General features: G+C 44.2%; 1 protein-coding gene. It reads right to left on the bottom strand.

Features of this window, described 5'->3' with window-relative positions; genetic code table 11:
• On the bottom strand, positions 1 to 883 hold an 883-nt coding region (locus A3735_RS22970; RefSeq protein ID WP_369820551.1), incomplete at both ends, for an inorganic phosphate transporter.

Here is an 883-nt window from a genome sequence, read left to right as displayed (position 1 = left end):
AATCAGAGGTATAGTGAAGAGATTGTTGACGCCTTCCTTATTATTCTCTTGCTTTTTGGATGACTTTGAAACTAAAGGTTTTATTACAACAAAAAAACATGCGGCGACAGCAAGACCAATCATGGCGGCCATTTGGAAGTCAATTTTCCATATTTTTTTCAAACCTTTAAGCGCTAAATAAGTACTAAACGCCCACGCCATCAACGCGATCAACCAAGGAACAAAGCGTCTTGCCGATTGAAGCATGTCATCCTGATAAATAATCTTCTTTTTAATGAATAGGAGAAGCGAGGCTGCAATAACGCCCCCTAGCACAGGTGAGATAACCCAACTCGCAGCAATCATCCCCATTTTATTCCAGTTTGCAATGGCCAATCCGCCAGCAGCAATACCTGCGCCAAGCACGCCACCAACGATTGAATGAGTTGTTGAAACGGGCGCACCGAGGTAAGTAGCTGCATTCAACCAAACAGCACCAGCAAATAAGGCTGAAAGCATTAACCAGATAAAAGTAGTGGAATCAGTAATATTTTCGGGGTTGATAATACCCTTCTTAATGGTACTGACGACTTCACCGCCAGCTAACAAGGCACCACCGGCCTCAAAGATTGCAGCTATTATTATCGCCCAGGTTAGTGTGAGCGCTTTTGAGCCAACCGCTGGGCCAACGTTATTGGCCACATCATTGGCACCTATATTCATTGCCATATAGCCGCCAACTACTGCGGCGATAGATAAAACCAAAGAACCTTGTCCAAGCTGGAAGCTTGTCGCGACGTAAGCTAGAATCCCGGCTAAGAATAAAAATGCCAGCCCCAGACGAGAAAATTCTTTTCGACTATCGTTCACAGCAGAATCGATTTTTTGAGCAGATTTTAAATCC

Source organism: Oleiphilus sp. HI0061, from assembly GCF_001635675.1.
Note: the sequence above shows the minus strand (reverse complement) of the source record. Positions and strands in the feature narration are given on the sequence as shown.